Source organism: Metabacillus litoralis (genome assembly GCF_007994985.1).
Taxonomy (GTDB): Bacteria; Bacillota; Bacilli; order Bacillales; family Bacillaceae; genus Metabacillus; species Metabacillus litoralis.
In genome coordinates, this window is sequence record NZ_VOQF01000001.1 from 113,264 (window position 1) to 129,744 (window position 16,481).

Annotated in this window: 21 protein-coding genes and 4 pseudogenes; 2 read left to right on the plus strand and 23 right to left on the minus strand. The window is 32.6% G+C overall.

Going from position 1 to position 16,481, the window contains the following annotated elements; all coding sequences use genetic code 11:
* Window positions 1-16 precede the first annotated feature (16 nt).
* From FS935_RS23260 to FS935_RS00550, 9 genes and pseudogenes are all read right to left on the minus strand, one after another.
* On the minus strand, window positions 17-166 hold the full coding sequence (locus FS935_RS23260) for a hypothetical protein (protein WP_158638475.1): 150 nt from the start codon (window positions 164-166) through the stop codon (window positions 17-19).
* Between the two features lie 95 nt (window positions 167-261).
* Entirely contained in the window at window positions 262-399 is a 138-nt protein-coding gene (locus tag FS935_RS23265) for a hypothetical protein (protein ID WP_158638476.1), read from the minus strand.
* A gap of 113 nt (window positions 400-512) precedes the next feature.
* A complete protein-coding gene (locus FS935_RS00515; protein ID WP_158638477.1) occupies window positions 513-746 on the minus strand; it encodes a hypothetical protein in 234 nt (77 codons plus the stop codon).
* Window positions 747-1,405: 659 nt separating this feature from the next.
* The gene (locus FS935_RS00520) at window positions 1,406-1,975 is read right to left on the minus strand and encodes a GNAT family N-acetyltransferase (protein ID WP_146945587.1); all 570 of its coding nucleotides are present in this window, start codon (window positions 1,973-1,975) and stop codon (window positions 1,406-1,408) included.
* A gap of 332 nt (window positions 1,976-2,307) precedes the next feature.
* A complete protein-coding gene (locus tag FS935_RS00525) occupies window positions 2,308-2,865 on the minus strand; it encodes a cysteine hydrolase family protein (RefSeq protein WP_146945588.1) in 558 nt (185 codons plus the stop codon).
* Between the two features lie 457 nt (window positions 2,866-3,322).
* Window positions 3,323-3,957, minus strand: a pseudogene (locus tag FS935_RS00530) (type 1 glutamine amidotransferase family protein).
* Between the two features lie 156 nt (window positions 3,958-4,113).
* Window positions 4,114-4,478, minus strand: a pseudogene (locus FS935_RS00535) (helix-turn-helix transcriptional regulator); the annotation flags it as partial.
* Window positions 4,479-4,721: 243 nt separating this feature from the next.
* A complete protein-coding gene (locus FS935_RS00540; protein WP_146945589.1) occupies window positions 4,722-5,084 on the minus strand; it encodes a DUF5412 domain-containing protein in 363 nt (120 codons plus the stop codon).
* Window positions 5,085-5,566: 482 nt separating this feature from the next.
* Window positions 5,567-6,475, minus strand: a complete 909-nt coding sequence (locus tag FS935_RS00550; protein WP_146945590.1) for a helix-turn-helix transcriptional regulator — start codon at window positions 6,473-6,475, stop codon at window positions 5,567-5,569.
* Between the two features lie 77 nt (window positions 6,476-6,552).
* Between FS935_RS00550 and FS935_RS00555 the strand changes: the two genes are divergently transcribed.
* The gene (locus FS935_RS00555; protein ID WP_146945591.1) at window positions 6,553-7,008 is read left to right on the plus strand and encodes a VOC family protein; all 456 of its coding nucleotides are present in this window, start codon (window positions 6,553-6,555) and stop codon (window positions 7,006-7,008) included.
* A gap of 231 nt (window positions 7,009-7,239) precedes the next feature.
* Here FS935_RS00555 and FS935_RS00560 read toward each other — a convergent pair whose 3' ends face one another.
* From FS935_RS00560 to FS935_RS00610, 13 genes and pseudogenes are all read right to left on the minus strand, one after another.
* Entirely contained in the window at window positions 7,240-7,494 is a 255-nt protein-coding gene (locus FS935_RS00560; RefSeq protein ID WP_146945592.1) for a hypothetical protein, read from the minus strand.
* Window positions 7,495-7,648: 154 nt separating this feature from the next.
* Window positions 7,649-8,347 carry a class I SAM-dependent methyltransferase gene (locus FS935_RS00565; protein WP_338036895.1) on the minus strand — a complete coding sequence of 233 codons (699 nt, stop codon included), beginning with the start codon at window positions 8,345-8,347 and terminating at the stop codon, window positions 7,649-7,651.
* Window positions 8,348-8,447: 100 nt separating this feature from the next.
* Window positions 8,448-8,609, minus strand: a complete 162-nt coding sequence (locus FS935_RS24120; protein ID WP_146945594.1) for an HXXEE domain-containing protein — start codon at window positions 8,607-8,609, stop codon at window positions 8,448-8,450.
* Entirely contained in the window at window positions 8,575-9,252 is a 678-nt protein-coding gene (locus tag FS935_RS00575; RefSeq protein WP_146945595.1) for a DUF3169 family protein, read from the minus strand. The genes FS935_RS24120 and FS935_RS00575 overlap by 35 nt, the downstream gene beginning before the upstream one ends.
* Before the next feature lies 1 nt (window position 9,253).
* Window positions 9,254-9,457, minus strand: coding sequence for a helix-turn-helix transcriptional regulator (locus tag FS935_RS00580; RefSeq protein WP_146945596.1), 204 nt, complete (start codon window positions 9,455-9,457; stop codon window positions 9,254-9,256).
* Between the two features lie 378 nt (window positions 9,458-9,835).
* A complete protein-coding gene (locus tag FS935_RS00585) occupies window positions 9,836-10,456 on the minus strand; it encodes a class I SAM-dependent methyltransferase (RefSeq protein ID WP_146945597.1) in 621 nt (206 codons plus the stop codon).
* 243 nt (window positions 10,457-10,699) lie between these two features.
* Window positions 10,700-11,124 (minus strand): annotated as a pseudogene (locus FS935_RS00590) (VOC family protein).
* 201 nt (window positions 11,125-11,325) lie between these two features.
* The gene (locus FS935_RS00595) at window positions 11,326-11,898 is read right to left on the minus strand and encodes a class I SAM-dependent methyltransferase (RefSeq protein WP_146945598.1); all 573 of its coding nucleotides are present in this window, start codon (window positions 11,896-11,898) and stop codon (window positions 11,326-11,328) included.
* Between the two features lie 17 nt (window positions 11,899-11,915).
* Window positions 11,916-12,836, minus strand: coding sequence for an NAD(P)/FAD-dependent oxidoreductase (locus FS935_RS00600; RefSeq protein ID WP_146945599.1), 921 nt, complete (start codon window positions 12,834-12,836; stop codon window positions 11,916-11,918).
* A gap of 30 nt (window positions 12,837-12,866) precedes the next feature.
* The gene (locus FS935_RS00605; RefSeq protein WP_146945600.1) at window positions 12,867-13,268 is read right to left on the minus strand and encodes an Rrf2 family transcriptional regulator; all 402 of its coding nucleotides are present in this window, start codon (window positions 13,266-13,268) and stop codon (window positions 12,867-12,869) included.
* 526 nt (window positions 13,269-13,794) lie between these two features.
* Window positions 13,795-13,929, minus strand: a complete 135-nt coding sequence (locus tag FS935_RS24125) for a hypothetical protein (RefSeq protein ID WP_275669566.1) — start codon at window positions 13,927-13,929, stop codon at window positions 13,795-13,797.
* Between the two features lie 271 nt (window positions 13,930-14,200).
* Window positions 14,201-14,371, minus strand: a pseudogene (locus FS935_RS24530) (tetratricopeptide repeat protein); the annotation flags it as partial.
* Window positions 14,372-14,502: 131 nt separating this feature from the next.
* Window positions 14,503-14,940, minus strand: coding sequence for an SMI1/KNR4 family protein (locus FS935_RS00610; RefSeq protein ID WP_146945601.1), 438 nt, complete (start codon window positions 14,938-14,940; stop codon window positions 14,503-14,505).
* A gap of 219 nt (window positions 14,941-15,159) precedes the next feature.
* Here FS935_RS00610 and FS935_RS23270 point away from each other — a divergent pair, with 219 nt between their 5' ends.
* Window positions 15,160-15,309 carry a hypothetical protein gene (locus tag FS935_RS23270; RefSeq protein WP_158638478.1) on the plus strand — a complete coding sequence of 50 codons (150 nt, stop codon included), beginning with the start codon at window positions 15,160-15,162 and terminating at the stop codon, window positions 15,307-15,309.
* Between the two features lie 203 nt (window positions 15,310-15,512).
* Here the strand turns inward: FS935_RS23270 and FS935_RS00615 are convergent, their stop codons facing one another.
* Window positions 15,513-16,106 carry a hypothetical protein gene (locus FS935_RS00615; protein ID WP_146945602.1) on the minus strand — a complete coding sequence of 198 codons (594 nt, stop codon included), beginning with the start codon at window positions 16,104-16,106 and terminating at the stop codon, window positions 15,513-15,515.
* Between the last annotated feature and the right edge of the window lie 375 nt (window positions 16,107-16,481).

Below are 16,481 nucleotides of genomic sequence, written 5' to 3' on the forward strand. Positions count from 1 at the left end.
CGGTGTTTCCTTTCTTTCAAAGACTATTTTTTAACGCTTGTAGATTAATATAATACAAATGCTTTATTGAAGTAACCTCATCAATATCATTGATTATTCCAACGAACTCCTGTTCATCTATTTCCTCGTCAAGCAAGATTTCCCTTACCATTGAAACCTCTTCCAAGCATATCCCTCTCTGTAATATTATTCATTTATATTGGAGAGTTTTGCTTCATCACTAACCTGCACCGTTAGTTGAAAAATATAATAACGAATCCTTTATTGATAGCTATCAGGTGCCCAAATAGCAATATCATTACCAGGAGTTGCAACTATTAACCAGTGGTCGCCACCAAATCCAGCACCATCTCCAGCTTGCCAACACTCATAAAAATCTTGATGACCGCTTACAAACATAGTTAGACCAGATTGGAAAGTCATAATTAAATGTGGTATTGTATCACCTAATTAAACTTCTACAACTTTGTCCCTTCGTAATTTAAAGATTAAGTTGTATTCCTCATCTTCAGTTAAATCCTCAATTGGTTTTCTGAGACAGGAAAATCTTTAATATCTGTAGAAAAAACTGTCCATTTTGACTCAATATTAATCCAAAGCTCATCAGGATCTTGATTAGATGTATAATGCATAAATCTGATTAAAATTGAACCAGGCCCTACTCCGAATTTTACTCCATCTAATTGGCTACCGACAAATAAATGTTTCAGTGCTTTTTTTGAAAATTCCTTCAGCCTTAAATCCACATTTATCACTTCTCTCTAATCAACGTTGATTTTCAGTTCAAATTTCCTAAGACTATTCACTTCCTCCACGAATCTACGCTTTTAGCTTAATAAGGAAATTCAATAAAAAAAGCATCCATCCCTCCTAGATCGACACATTTTTAGGTTTAAGAATTATTGATTTTTTTTAACCCTTTTTGATATTGTTCCTACGAAAAGGAGCTGTCCTTAAAAACTCCCGTTATAACTCAAGCTCACCGTTAGTTCAATAAGCATACGTTTATATTTCTACCGAGATATAAACGACACTTGCAATAGCACACTAAAGAATATGGAAAAAATCTTAATCCAAAAATAATTTTTCTTTGATAAAACGGTCGAAGACCTTTCCATATATCCAACAACAACAAGCAAACCGAGAGCACCTATATATGGCTTGAAATAATTTAATTTCTCATTACTCCAATTTGTATCAATAAAACTATAAAAGAACAGAAGCAGAAAAGTATAGGTTCCAATTACAAATATAGTCTCTTTAAACTTTTCGAGTTTCATCTTAATACCTACTTTTCTTGACTTTTTAAAAATTACAACTATAAATCTGTGCTTGAAGAAACTGCTCCGTTAATGAAAAAGCGACTGTTCTTAATAACCAATTGCCTTATCAGTTTATTAAAAACTTACTCAATAGAATTCTTATAATAAATTAGATTATCTGTCCATTCTCCAAACTCGAAAATAAATTCTTTTCTTGTACATTCATACTTCATTCCCACACTCTCTGCTAAAATGAATGAAGCAGAATTATCTACATTGATATGGGCTTCTATACGGTGGAATTTCAAATGATTAAAAGCAACATTAAATGCTTCTTCTACCGCTTCTTTGCCATAGCCTTTTCTCCAATACTGATTATGAATTGTGTATCCTATCCTACCCCATTGAAAGTCATCTCTTGCTAAGGTTGAAAAATCGACCATGTCTAGATGTCTACCATCTTCTTTTCTAAACACACCAAATACGTGTGCAGTATCTGTAAGTGCTAACTTTTGCTGTTTTTCTACCAGATTATGAAACCATTCCTGAGTGCACTCACTCTTATCTATTTTTCCTTTATCGTATCGATATTGAGATGGATAACGGTTTTCAAATTCATTTAGCCAATTTTCATAATCGGCTTTTTGTAATGGTCTTATTATTAATCTTTCTGTTTCTGAAACAATCTCAAATGTTCCTTCTGTCAGTTTCAATGTGACATTCTCCTCTGTATAGACCTGGTCCTATTGGCAAAACCTACTTTATTAACTTGATATAGTTTATATGCCTTAGGTATCAAACCTTTTTATATGTTATATAAATATAATACTATTATTTATTTATAATATATTTAACTCTTCTGCCGGTTAGTGAAAAAGCGATTGTTCTTATTGAACACTCGCACCCTTTACTTTAACTGTAATGTTTCACATACTTTAACGTTTTAAATTATATTCCATGCTACCTTAATAATTAATACCAAAGATAATATCCCAATTTCTTAAATAAAATTAAGAAATTGGGATATAGTTCTACTATTAAATTATTACCTATATGAATTATGTGTTGGATAAAATAACTCTTCTTCTGTATTTCTTACAATGGAAAAGTTTTCAACATTGTAATGTCCATGAAGAGTTTCGTTATGATGATTTATAATTTGTTCGGCACTTAAAACATCACCGTCTGTTGTAGAATGTCCATCTCCTACTAAGGTGACGTCCATTCCATTAATAGTTGCAGTTCGGACTGCACTATCTATGCAGTGTTGAGTTGCGCACCCCATTACAACAACATGTCCAATCTCTTGAGATTTTAAGTGATTTAGAAGTCCTGTACCATGAAACGAATTCGTTGCAGTTTTTTCAAAGAAATTTGCATTTGTAGGTACATTAATTTTTTCATGAACTTGAAAACCTTTGCCTATTCCTTCTGCAACCTCCAAGTCCCTTACAAAGACAATAGGAACATTAGAATTATTTGCTTTTTTAATTACTACATTGATATTTGTGATAAGTTGTTCCTTATTGTAAACAGCACTTTCTTCTTGATTCCCTTCAATTAACTCCTGTTGGGCATCAATGATTAACAATATTTGCTTCAAATAATTTTCCCCTCTCAAATTTGGGGAAACGTTTTAATTAATTTGACATTTTCCCCTTAATGTTTTTAACGTCGATATATTTTTCCATTTTCATAATATCTACCTCCTACACGAAGATTGTCCTCTAATTGAGTGTTTAAATTTTCAGACAGTTAAATATTAACATATGATAGTTGAAATAACATCTCATATCGTCAATTAGTTATTTCACTATCCTGCACCGTTAGTGAACAAGCGACTGTTCTTGTTGGGGTACCGTCAGGAAAATGCGGATTTACAACGTTAAGAAATTTTCAATACTAAAGAGCCCAACTTCCGCTTTAATTAATAGAGAAATTGGGCTTTTTCATTACTCCATAAGCATTTTTAAGTTTTATTCAAAAACAATGCTTTGACATTGTCTAAAGCATGGTAATTATTTAAACTAATATGAATCTGCTAAGTTGCTTTTTTTAGATCAGCTATTTATCGAATCCATTAACTGGAAGAAGTGTTCAGGTTTATGAGTCTTATTTAGGTTATACCATGATTGTAATGCATCTGGTGTAAATACATCCATTTTTTTCAGTACCTCCATTTCAAATTCCAGAGGAGAGCTATTCCTGATGCAGTAACTAAATTCACATTAGATACTGCAGATCCCATCTCATAGAACTTTTCTCCTTTATAGTTAGGACATACCATTTTAGTATATTCTAAGTTATTACTTGTATGCTTTCTAGTATCTAAGTATCCCATATTCGCGAGGGCCTCAGTTGCACCACAAATTGCAGCAACAATAGTGCCAAGCTTTAAAGCTTGACCAATTCTTTCCAAGATAGGTTTATGAATTTCTTCACTCCAAGTAGTCCCTCCTGGTAAAATTAAAAGATCTTTACACTCAAGAGTACATTCATCCAGCGAAATATCTGGTTTTATGTTCAGTCCTCCCATAGTAGTAATCATTTCTTTATTAGCTCCTACTGTAATTACTTTTAAAGGTGCTAAATCTTTTTTGAAATATCTTCCTGAGGTTAGTTCAGCAATTAAATATCCATATTCCCAGTCCGCTATTATATTAAAAACATATAGAAAAACTTTTTTTGTTTGCATCCAATAACACTCCAATCACAATTGATATAGCTATTATAATAAAACTTCCCTGACAGCTAACGTCAGGGAAGTTATCATTCTTGATGAAATTTTATTAATTCAGACAGAACTTCAATAAGTCTTTTCTTAAGACTTATTGGCTCAATAACTTTAATAGATTTGTTGGTTTATCTTTGTTTCCTGCTCTTGATTTGAGTATTTACTTAGTTTTGAAATGACCCTATTTAATGCTTCACCTCCATAATATCCGGCTTCTTCTGCAAAAACAGCAGCGTGAAATAGTGAAGTTTGCTCCTCAAAATCAAAAAAAGAGGTGCCTCAACAAAATTGTTCAATAAAGTGTATCCACCGTTATGTCCTGGTTCCGAAATTATAGGTACGCCACTTGTTGAAATTGTATCAATATAACGATAAACAGTTTTTATATTCATCTCTAACCTTTCTGAAATTTGTTTTGCAGTAATTTTTTCACCTGAACGAAGCATCCATAAAATTGCTAACATATTGTCAATTTTAGGCATATAATTCCACCTTTATATGAAATTTAATTTCTATTATATAATTCCGATTTTTGGTATAACTCATCAACTGTTCCTTTCCGATAGCTTTCTATATAATGAGGAGCTAAACACATTAGTAAATGTTTAATACCTTCTCTTCTCACTAAAATGCACATTTATTTTAACATTAATTTCCTTTTTATTAACATAGAAAAAAGCACTCCTTATAGATAGAAGGAATGCATCCCTTATTTTAATTAGCAGTTACTCACGTCTAAAATCATATTTTTCATCAAGTACATCTAATGAATGTCCGTTAATCACTACTGTATCATCGTCTGTCCAAGAAATACTCGCAGTGTCCTCTTCATAGTTCCAGTAGATATTTTTAGTTTTACTTTTTCTTTCATTAAAAACTAATTCACCACGAATTGAATATGAAGTTGTTGCACCTCCATTAGCGACATAAGCTTTTAGGGTATATGTTCCATCAGGTGAGGTATCTTCTGTTAGATATTCTCCTGTTGGTAACCTATTCATATCAAAAAAGGCCCAATAAATACCATAGCCGACGAATGCAATAAATAAAAATGAGACCGTAATAAGCGTTTTAAAAACCTTTTTCATTAAACTCTCTCCTCATGGTAATAAACTAGTCTTACCCTTTCATTTTAACATTAATTTCCTTTTATTTAATATACAAAAAGCTCTCCTGTCTTTATGCAGGAACGCTTATTGCAACGATTCCTGAGTTTTCAAACCGTAAACATTTATTTTCACTTATTTGATAGCTTACATTTTTCTATGTGCTAAACCACTCATATTAAATTCGAAAGGATAAGTTCAAAAGTGGGAATTTAGAATTTAATTAAAGTTCAAACAAAGGAGGAATTGAGAGATTACTTGAGGAAAAATCAAATACAGCAAGGTTTTGTTGGGTAATAGTAAGCATGAGTGAACAAATTGAGGATAAATTTATTGAAAATACAAGAGAAAATAAAATGTATGGTCAGTGGTCGCTTAATCAATAATTGAGGAAAGGTTGGAAATTGAATTTGGACCTTTTGATATCCATCATGAATCTTAAAAGCTGACTGACCTATAACATTTTATTTGTAAAGCTTCATTGCGTCCTCTAGAAAGTTCAAATATTTAGAAACAAACCCTTTTGGCTTCATAATTTTAACTTTATTTCCGAATCCGGCTATAAATTGGTAGGCAAATTGATTCTCTGGCAGTTCAATTGTCGCAAGGTAACTTCTTGTATCTACTTTAGTAACGGCATTTTTTCCGTATCTCTCGATAAATTGATCTCTTACAGCAACATCTATCGCTAGTTGTACACTAACCACATTTTGTTGTACATTGTGTTTTTTTTCATCCTTAAATTCCTTTTCAGACCTTGGGACAAAAAAACCGTCTTTTTGGATATTTATTATCCTCGTCAATTTAAACGTTCGATAATCTTCCCGTTCTACACTATAACCAATAAGATACCACCGCATCTCACTTAAATGTAATTTATAGGGTTCTACGACTCTATAAGTTATATTTCCTGTTTGGTTTACATACTCAAACTTTAATAACCAATTATTCTCAATTGCCTTCTTGATAAATAAAATTTCTTCCTTAATTTGACTTCTTCCAACCCAATCATAAAAAGATAAATCAAGTTTTGGAAAGATATCTTTGCTTGTCATTCCTTTGATTTTTTGAATGGTCATTTGAACCTCTTGATTCGTAATTAGTCCCTCAAAACCACCTAAAGCTACGAGTATATTTTCAATATCGTTGTGATTTAGTAATCGTTTGTCGAATTTATACCCTTCCATTAGCGCATATCCCCCTTCAGCACCATATTCCGCATAAATAGGGATGTTTGTATAACTTAATGCTTCCATATCACGCTGAATCGTTCGTTTCGTTACATTAAAAAGTCGACTAAATTCTGATGCCGAAACAACTTCTTTTTGTAACAAGATCATCACTATCGAGATAAGTCGTTCAATTTTTTTCATATTCCCCTCCCATATACGACATACTGTTGTCGCCTATGTCCTATTATACTTCAAATATGAAAAGGAGGAATTAAGTTATGGAAGCAATATCTTATCTACAATTTGGTGGAAGAGCAGAAGAAGCAATAGCTTTTTATGAAAAGGCATTACAAGCAACAAATGTAAAAATGGTGAGATTTGGTGCTTTTGGTAAAGATCCAAATTCTCCATTAACGGTAGAACAACAAAACATGATTATGGAATCTCGTATTGAATTTTCAGGGAATAGTTTAATGATCTCTGATGTTCCGCCTTTTATGCAAGCTGCAGCAGGCGAACTCACAACAGGGAATACCGTCTTAATCAGTATTATTGATGCTGATCCAGAAATGAATAAACAATGTTTCGAAAAGCTTTCGGAAGGTGGTACTGTGATTATGCCGATATCTTCTACGCCATGGTCAGTAAGTTTTGGAATGTTAGTCGACAAATTTGGTGTAATGTGGAAATTTAATAGTGATGCGAGTAAATTTCTAGATGGTTTCGTAGATTAAATTTGTATTATCAGAGTGGGTGTCCCGTTAACAATTTTTACGATACACCCACTCTAATACATTATTAACAGACCCTGAAGTACCACCTATATGATTGGTGATTTCAGGGCTTGTTTTATTTTTATTTTAGTTTGAGATTTTATTTAGAAGTAGGGATGTAAATGGGCAAGGTATATTTCTTGTCTTTGAAAATTTAAATAGTCCAATCAGTAAAAATACCATACCTAAAGCTCAAACAACCCCAGAAATTCCTAGCTGAAGAGATATTTCTTCAGATGCCATTGGGTGGTTAAAATCAAAGGAAATTGCCTTTATGAAAAAATATATTGCAACTGAGAAAAACAGCATATGTAATAATATCCAGACGTATGCAGAACTGTTATTTTTATTTTTTAACCAGAGTAAAGATGCAGGTAATATTGCAATTCCCATTACAATAGAGAAACCACCGATTAATAAACAGATTACTTCTTGTTCTAATGGCATATGTCCCCCTCCTTAAACTGGCTTTATATAACATTAATTGTAACATTCTATTAATTTAGATGGTATATATTGTTAAACTAAGCCGCATCGTAAGTAAAAAAGCGACTGTTCCTATTGAACACTCGCCACCCGTTCCTTCTATAAAGTTAGATCATTACTTTGAAATTGCACTTATTATTAAAAATTGTGGACTTTTCATAAGTCGGTCATAATTTTCAGGTGCTTTTTCTTTAAATGTCATTGTAGGCTGGGGCTCAATAACTTCTTTAATAGCAAAATATTTAAGTGTTGTGTTTAAAATTTCACTTAGAGGTCTTCGATAAAAAGGTACTTCATATAATTTACCTTCTTTATTCCATTTATCAATTATTAATTCAGTTGAGAAATATTTTGGGTCTTGGAGTAATTTTATATCTGAAATAGGGTGATGTATTGAAAACAAAAGGATACCTTTAGGCTTCAATATCCTTTGAAATTCACTAAAGGTATAATCCCAATTTTTTAAATAATGTAGAGTCAGTGAGCTTACAATAAAATCAAAATAATTATCATCAAAAGGTAATTCATCCTCTAAATCTAAACAAATAACCTTTGCCCTTTCCCCAATACGCCTCTTTGTAGAGTTAACCATCTCAGGACTAATATCAGTTGCCACAACATTAGCTCCTTTACTGACTAATTGGAAAGTATACCAGCCTGCAGCACAGCCAGCATCTAATACACTTTTACCATTTAAGTTTTCTGGCAATTGCTTTAACATTGATGGTCTTTCATATTCGCTATTATACATGCTTGTTGTATCAACACTATTTTCATAAACCTTTGCAAGTTGATTAAACGTTCCTTTTACCATTTCTTTCACAACTTCACCTCCCTTCATACTACTAAATTCAATCAAAAAATGCGATATTCCTACTTGAAATAACCTACAGAGTTAGTTTTTAAACACTTTATTAATTTAATCGGTTTAACAAATAAAATGTATAGGGAGTCACTAAAAATATAGCTGTATAAAGCCCTGGAGTATAGGTTTTTAATAACCATGACTGCACATCATGAACTATATTTTTTGTGACCCTTTTATTTATTTCGAATCGATGCACAATACTTTCCATGGACAACCAGTAAAACCGCTCCCATTACCATAATTGAAAATAGTTGGGATTGACCCGATGTAATCGAATAAACCGTTGAAAGTAAAATGGCAATAAATAAAGATATAGTGAGTAAATTGTAGGATTTATAGAATCCGATTAGCATAACATGTCGTTCACCTTCATCTGATGCCTCTAACAGCTTTTCTGCATAATTTGCTTCTGATAATTTCGGAAGACTTCGCTCTGGGTAAATTAGTTGTGTTAGATGAGAGATAAGCATAGATAAAAGATAGCTAATAATCATCCCTACGGCCGCCAGAACTGTGAGAATAAGTGTTGTATTTATAGTAGCTGATATACATAAAGCTACAAGAGAAAAAGTAAGACTAGTCTGAACAAAAAATGAGTAATCTGTAAACTTTTTATAAATCAGCACATCTACTTCGTCTTCATCCTCACCATAAACTTCTCTACGATTCAGATTAATGATTTGTCTGTATTTTACTAGGCTTACCACAAGCAATATGATAATAAGCACTAACATACCGACAACAATAGTTTCTCCATGTTTAGTGAAATCAAAGGTAAAGCCATTCAATAATAATGTAACGACAACAAATCCGATGACTGCACTAAAAAGGAGTCGTATCAAGGTTTTCATGCTATAATTCATCCTCCTCTAATAAAAATACATTCTCAACAGGTTCACTAAAGATTCGGGAAATTCGAACGGCGATTAATATAGACGGGATAAACTCTTCACGTTCAATCAAACTAATGGTTTGCCTTGAAACCTTTGCAAGCTTTGCAAGTTGTGTTTGGTTTAGCCCCTCTCGAGCACGAAGTTCTTTCAGTCTGCTTTTCATATTTACATCACCTCACAATAATATCGTAAACGATATTTATCATTTTGACAAGTATATTTGTCAAAATGATAAATATATAGGTCATTATTCCATAAAAAGAAGATTATACTCTGATTCACGCCTCATTTACACAGTCTAATTAACAAAAAAACGTCTCAACTCCATGAGTATCAAGGAATTAAGACGGGTTAACTATTTAAATTTAGTTGTGATAATAGATATTTTACACGAAGTTAAGACTTTAAGAATAATAGAGAGTTTCCTCCCTACCTTCAAATCTATTGATTATTTATATCCAAATAGATAAGCGTTTAATATGTTTATTAGATAAAATGAAAAATTACATCTTTCACACTCAGGCCCGTTTGTGGAAAATACTTATCCAATATTAGTAGATTTACTTTCTTTTATTCCTTTAATACAAATCCATTTTTTATTTGCATGCTCATAAAAACTAACCTTAGCAAATCCTGTCTTTTTAAGCAATTGCTCCATTTCCACTTTTGTTTTATAAGATTTCATATGATAATTTATTTTGTATAACTCGGCTGAAATTAAAAAACATCCTCCTGGTTTCAATACTCTACAAACTTCATTAACACTCTCTTCTAAATCAGACCAAAAATAATGTGTCTGAAATGCTGTGATAATATCAAATGTATTTTCTGGAAACGAGATATCTGTAACACTTGCTTGCTTAATATGTACTTTACCAGTCGCTACATTGTTTTTATTGGCTCTTAAAGAATTTTTAACTGCTTGGTCGGAGTAATCTATACCGAATATCTTCGCGTTTGTGTTAATTTTTGATAATAATAGTATTGTTTTCCCGCCACCGCACCCTACATCCAACACAACCGACTCTTCTTTCATTTTTATCTTCTCTAAAGCCCATTTGTTCATATTAGTATGAGCGGTATTCATTATCCTCAACATCATCGATCCTATGATTCCATTAGGATTCTTAGCTTGTTCTATTAACTGATTTAAAAAAATCAAATTCTACACATCCTATATTCAAGTTAACTTTTTATATTCAATGTGAATATAATAATTCCCTCTACACATATAATATTATCTTGAACTATCCTGCGCCTTATATAGCAAACGATCTAATCATAATTTATTATTGTTGAATCAGAGTTATCCCTGCTTACTTCACTTTATATTTACCTTAATAAAAAAACTGCACCGCTTTTAAGGTACAGTTTTTGGTAGTTAAACAAAAAATAAATCTTGATTTTATTTTGTGATTAAATATTTCTCTTTGAAGATAGGGCTAAGTTCACTCCATACATCAAATTTATTGCAATCTAAATCATAAAAAATAAAATTCCTACCATCGTGTCCCCTGTTTTCAATATCTCCAACTCTTATCTCATTATTTACAAAATCCTTATGCAGTGCTTCCAATGCGTCTAAACCATTTACTTCAAATGTTAAAGAAAAACGTTCAACACCATAAAAATCAATAAAATTAGAACTTTGACTTTCATTTGACTTCACAAGAAAAACACTTTGATTTGCAAGGTTTAAAATCGCTTTGTCGTCATCTTTATAAGATAACTCTGCACCTATTTTATTTACATACCATTCAGCTGAAAGCTGTACATTTGTTACTGGAATATAATATAAGTCGTTCCAACCCTCAATAATTTCTCACCCATTTTATAAACTCCCTCCAATTTCTGATATACCAATCATTCTCTTTTTATATACATTCTTCCAGTTATTAAATTAATCTCTTTAAAATTATCATTTACATAGACAAAGTCATCGCTTGTTGTAGAAATGCACGTCTTTAGATCAACTTTAATTATATACATTAAAGACACTTAATATCTGTAATTAAGCAGAAATTTAATCCTTTAATCAGGCTTCTGAGCAATGAGAATGTATAAAGATTTCGCTGGGAAAAATTTCTCTGTTACTTGAAATCCGGCTTCTTTCATTTCCTGCTCCATTCCTTCCAATGTAATTCTCGGTGCTTTCTCGGAACTTCCTTTTGGTTGTAGTTCAAGACAGATTAAATAGCCTTCTTTTTTTAGTACATTTTTCATTTGATGTAACAGCGGTGCTAGGGGCTGTATTTCATGCAGCACCAGAGAAGCAATTATCAAATCGATAGAGCCATCAGGTAAAGGAAGTTCCTCCTTGCTTACCTGAACCGGAACAATATTCGTGAGCTTTTCCTTCAAGGCTTTCTCATTTATTATTTCTAGCATGGAAGAGTCGATATCCAGCGCGTATACATTGCCTTTGATCCTTTTCGCCGCAGGGATGGATAAATAACCGGTACCAGCGCCAAAGTCCAACAAGCTGTCCGTTTCCTTTAAAGGAATCATATTTAGCAGCTGTTCCGGGGAGAATTCTTTTCTTCGTTCGGGACTTTCCAAGTACGATACCTTACCTTTACTGTGCTTTCCATTCTGTTGATGCATATAGATCCTCCTCTTTTTTAAGCGTGCTGTTTATCATGGTTAAATTTCTCTTCTATCAATGCTGCAATCACAGACATGGCAGCCAAAGAGCCTTCTGCTGCTGCAACAATTAATTGGGACGGCCCGGCAATTCGCGTATCTCCGCAAGCAAATACCCCTTCCGTATTCGTGCGTTGCCAGCTGTCGGTTTCAATTCCACCATGCTCGTTAAATGAATATTTAAGTGTTGAATCAAAAGAAGCAGCCTGTTTCCATTCCGCTGTTATAAACCCTCCTTCACGGAGCACTGCTGTACCATCTTCAAGTTGGATTTTATTCAGTATTCCTTCTTCTCCAATGAAAGTGACGATCTTCTTTTCATTTATACTGATTCCGTAGCTTTTGAGCCAATCTTGTTCTTCGAGCGAAAGTATCTTATTGCCATTGGTAAAAATAATTAAATCATTCGTCCAATTGGATACCATTTTCGCCATATGAAGCGCCCTTTGATCATTTGCAATCACTGCTAGAGGCCGATCTCTTAATTCCCAGCCATCACAGAAAGGGCAGCTGAACAGGCTCTTGCCATAGAACTCTCTCACTCTTGGGATATCCGGAAGAACTTCCTTAAAGCCAGTTGCGATAATGATTTTTTTCGCTCTGTAAACTTCCCCATTTTCTGTCTCCACCTGGAACAAGGTGTTTTCTTTATTAATTCGATGAACCCGTTGTTTTTCGATTCTCACGTCTGAATACTTACTTAATTCTTCATGGGCAATCCTTTTGAATTCCTGAGGATCAATACCGTCCCTTGTGATAAACCCGTGAGATTCTGAAACAACCGCATTTCTCGGTTTGTTGTCATCGAACAGGACAGTGTTACGTCTTGATCTTCCAAGAACTAATGTAGCATTAAGTCCAGCTGGTCCTCCACCAATCACAGCGCAGTCTAATATCATCTTGTTCACTCCTTTAAATTTACTTTATTGTTATTTCTGTTTGGATTCTGCCTCTTTAGCAATATTGATCAATAGCTTTGATTTCAGTTCAGCTTTCATATTTTCCTCTGCCTGCCTCATTACGTTTTCAATCAAGCAGCCTTCATGATGAATGGAGCAGTCAAATAAGCTAGTATCTCCTTCGGTCGCATGAATAACATCTAAAAAGGATATTTCATGTTTTTTTCTGGAAATTTTATAGCCCCCCTTTGCACCAGGCGTCGACTCGATCAAGCCTGCTTTCGCAAGTTTGGTTAATATCTTAGAAAGGTAAGTCGGGGATAGATCCTGCATTTCGGCTAATTCCTGCACTCCCACCGAGCTGTCCGCTGGCTGCAGCATTAAATGGACCATCGTATGCAATGCGTAATTTGTCGCGTTTGAATACCTCATACATAACCTCCTTATTTAAAACAGATATTAAAGACTCTTAATGTCTTTAATAAAATGAGTTTATCACTAGAAAGTAAGGAAGTCAAAGAAGTGGTTTTAAACTTTGACTAAACTGCTTGTTACTTTAAATTCATTTTTACTAAAGTTATCCAACACTGAAGAACTTTGTTTAGCAGTAATCATTTGCTACGCAATAAATGAGATTCGCTAAATTCAGGGTTTGATAGCCGAAAATAAAAATAGAATCTGGTGTTTCTCCCCCATGAAGTGTTAATATTAACACTTATTTTCTAGTTCCTGATTTAAAAAAACGTCTCAACTCCACTACTATCAAGGAATTAAGACGTTTAAACTAATCAACTTTATTTGTGTTAATAGATATTTCACATGAAATTTGACTTTAAGAATAAAAGGTAGTTTCCTTCCATTCATCAAAACTTTTGTTGAAACTCTTCACTAATTGAAAAAAGATCTTCGAATAAGAAAAACACAGGTAGATGTTAGTCTTCCTATTTTTTCATTCATACTATTTATCTGTTTGTTTTTGCTTTTTTTCCAAATACTCCGCACGTATTTTTTCAAGTTGCTTTTTTTTATCAAATTTCGCAGGTCTCTGCTTTTCATGAAACTTTGTCACAGCTACCTGACCTTTCGTATCCAATTGATATTTCCCCACTTTATTCACCTACTTTTCTTTAAAGAAAATCTATTCAACCAATATACTATACCTTATATTGCTGTAGTAAAGCTTTATTACTTTATTATGTACTGCTAACTTTGTATATATCAGTAAAACTATAACTTATTGAAATAATTTTGTACCCGCTCATATAGAGGATATTTTCAAAACTATTATTCGAATAAATGTGGCATACCTATATTATACTTTACTATAATTATGCGAACTTATATGTGTAAGAAGTCGAATCATTTTATCTATGATATTCAGGATGATTGTGCCTTATACATCCAAATAGATAGCAAGATCCAGTACGATAAATATCAAAATCTAATTTAGGAACATAACCAGATACGATAAGGTTTATCATGTTTTTATACTGATTATTCTCGTCAATTAACTCTTTGATAAGCTCTATTTTATCGCCTTTTGATAAGTGTTCATGAAGTAAGTTAATGATAAACCTTGTGCAGCCATTTTTTTGAACAGACTCTATTTACAAAAAAATATCCCCAGCCTTATTTATAGTGACCATAACTGCTACTGATAATGGATTTACTCGTCCTCAAAATCATCATCGTTCTCTTCTTCTGATATTGAAATTATAAATTTTTTCAAATCTTGAGCATATTCTTCAAGTTCCGTATCTTCGTGATACCATAGATGAATTTCATTGCCCATTATTCCGTTTTTTACTTTAAGACATAATATATTTCCCGAACCATCATCACCTATAGCAATAAGGTCTTTCGACATATTCTCTTCTCTGACTTCAGTATTTTGTCTAATAACATCATCCCAGGTCTTTTTCGTATTTCTATGATCTTTAATAGGATAAAGTATCCATTCACCAATTTCTGCATTATTAACTAACTTGAAAAGTTCTTTATATTGTTCTGGAAAAACTGCACCTAACTTTTCTTCTGTTACTTTTATATCCGATTCTTCTACCCCTAATTTCTTTGTATGAATTAGTTTCCTAACATCTTTCATTTAACAAACAACTCCCCTATTGGTTTTAAAAAAAAAATCAACTTTTTTTGCATTATCCTTATTCTATTAACGTGCTTCTATACACCTTTTCACAAAGTTTGCATAAAAATAGTATATCGTTTAAATGCACAGTATTGTTAGATTGCGAATTAATCTTATTCAGTATCACCCTTCCAGCAAAGGTAGAGCTGACGATTTACAGTAGTCCTCGAGATTGCGATGCCTGTTGTTAAGATTCGTGCAATGCTTATAGAACCAGATTCAGAGGGATGTAGTGACATAGATGGTTCCTATACTCAGCGTTTTTTACTAGAAAATGGCTATGAAATGAGATTTACTGGCGATGATCTTAACTTTAGTGAGTTCTAGTTATGGTATGAGGAATCATAGTGGGGTGAAAGTCCTTTTGGGTGCTCCTTCAAAAGACTTTTTTTAAAGTTGGGTTAAGCATATTATTTACTGGGAAGGGGCTTTTGCATTAATTGAACTAACCTACCCATAACTTCAATAAAGCAAAGAACTACAGATCCTTCTTGATCTTCAACCCTTACACCCGTTAGCACAACAGCGATTTAATCATTAAACATTTTTTCAATATAATGTAGTTCTATCTTTTCTTCTTCTGAACGATAATCATCATATTCATTTACAGCATTTATTCTTAGTAATCCATTTTGAAAAAATGTTAGCAATCTTCTTGCTTCATTAACCATCTTAGGTTTAATATCTATTAATATTTCTCTTTTCCGATCAAATTCGTTTTTATCCCATTTTTCTTTTTGTTGTAATTTGGGTATTTCTTCTACTCCAGTAACATAATTAAGCGCTAAATATCGAAGAAAGTAATATCCCCTACAATAATCGTCGTATAAATGCTCTAAAATCTCTACTAAATCACCTTTTTCATTAATTATGTTTTCTAATAATGAAACAACCCTCAATTGTTCAAACTCACCAATTGGAATTTTATTTTCAATAACTTTCTCTAATTCGTTTTTAATGTGTCTACTTCTATAATTCAAATCAAGTAGGTTAAAGTAAAAGGTATCACCATAAACCCTTTCAATTTCAGGTGTATGATAAAGCCATTCTTCGAATTCAGAGGAGCTAATTAGACCTTTATATATTTTATAAAACTGCTTTTGAATCTCCTTTTGATTACTCACTCCTTAATTCAACTCCTTAATTTCTAACCTCTCTTTTTCAACTTATTCTCTTTATTTTCATTATAATTCATTGATCAATAATAATATTGAAAAATGAGCACATCTTTTTGGCGAATCGCGCTTCTCATTTTATTTATCTAGTCTTAACATTTTCTTAACAAAAAAATAAAATATAATTGAAGAGATTAATAAAAAGGTAATGAACACAATTGCTATGCCTATGGTTTGTTGACTATCGTAGCCACCAAATAATACAAGTAGAAAAGTACCTATGACTCCTAAAATAAGATAAATCCATATCGTTATTTTTAAATATTTTAACCTTTTATTTAAAACTAAACACACCTTTCTGAATTTTAAATATAATCTAATTCT

What these genes read in the sequence shown, in the direction of transcription:
- FS935_RS00595 (WP_146945598.1), bottom strand. Translation starts at nt 11,898, where the DNA reads ATGCATCAACAGAATGGAAAGCACAGTAAAGGTAAGGTATCGTACTTG.
- FS935_RS00600 (WP_146945599.1), bottom strand. Translation starts at nt 12,836, where the DNA reads ATGATATTAGACTGCGCTGTGATTGGTGGAGGACCAGCTGGACTTAAT.
- FS935_RS24120 (WP_146945594.1), bottom strand. Translation starts at nt 8,609, where the DNA reads ATGGAAAGTATTGTGCATCGATTCGAAATAAATAAAAGGGTCACAAAA.
- FS935_RS00575 (WP_146945595.1), bottom strand. Translation starts at nt 9,252, where the DNA reads ATGAAAACCTTGATACGACTCCTTTTTAGTGCAGTCATCGGATTTGTT.
- FS935_RS00610 (WP_146945601.1), bottom strand. Translation starts at nt 14,940, where the DNA reads ATGAAAGATGTTAGGAAACTAATTCATACAAAGAAATTAGGGGTAGAA.
- FS935_RS00540 (WP_146945589.1), bottom strand. Translation starts at nt 5,084, where the DNA reads ATGAAAAAGGTTTTTAAAACGCTTATTACGGTCTCATTTTTATTTATT.
- FS935_RS23270 (WP_158638478.1), top strand. Translation starts at nt 15,160, where the DNA reads ATGCCTGTTGTTAAGATTCGTGCAATGCTTATAGAACCAGATTCAGAG.
- FS935_RS23265 (WP_158638476.1), bottom strand. Translation starts at nt 399, where the DNA reads ATGTTTGTAAGCGGTCATCAAGATTTTTATGAGTGTTGGCAAGCTGGA.
- FS935_RS00605 (WP_146945600.1), bottom strand. Translation starts at nt 13,268, where the DNA reads ATGAGGTATTCAAACGCGACAAATTACGCATTGCATACGATGGTCCAT.
- FS935_RS00560 (WP_146945592.1), bottom strand. Translation starts at nt 7,494, where the DNA reads ATGCCATTAGAACAAGAAGTAATCTGTTTATTAATCGGTGGTTTCTCT.
- FS935_RS00550 (WP_146945590.1), bottom strand. Translation starts at nt 6,475, where the DNA reads ATGAAAAAAATTGAACGACTTATCTCGATAGTGATGATCTTGTTACAA.
- FS935_RS00565 (WP_338036895.1), bottom strand. Translation starts at nt 8,347, where the DNA reads ATGGTAAAAGGAACGTTTAATCAACTTGCAAAGGTTTATGAAAATAGT.
- FS935_RS00580 (WP_146945596.1), bottom strand. Translation starts at nt 9,457, where the DNA reads ATGAAAAGCAGACTGAAAGAACTTCGTGCTCGAGAGGGGCTAAACCAA.
- FS935_RS00555 (WP_146945591.1), top strand. Translation starts at nt 6,553, where the DNA reads ATGGAAGCAATATCTTATCTACAATTTGGTGGAAGAGCAGAAGAAGCA.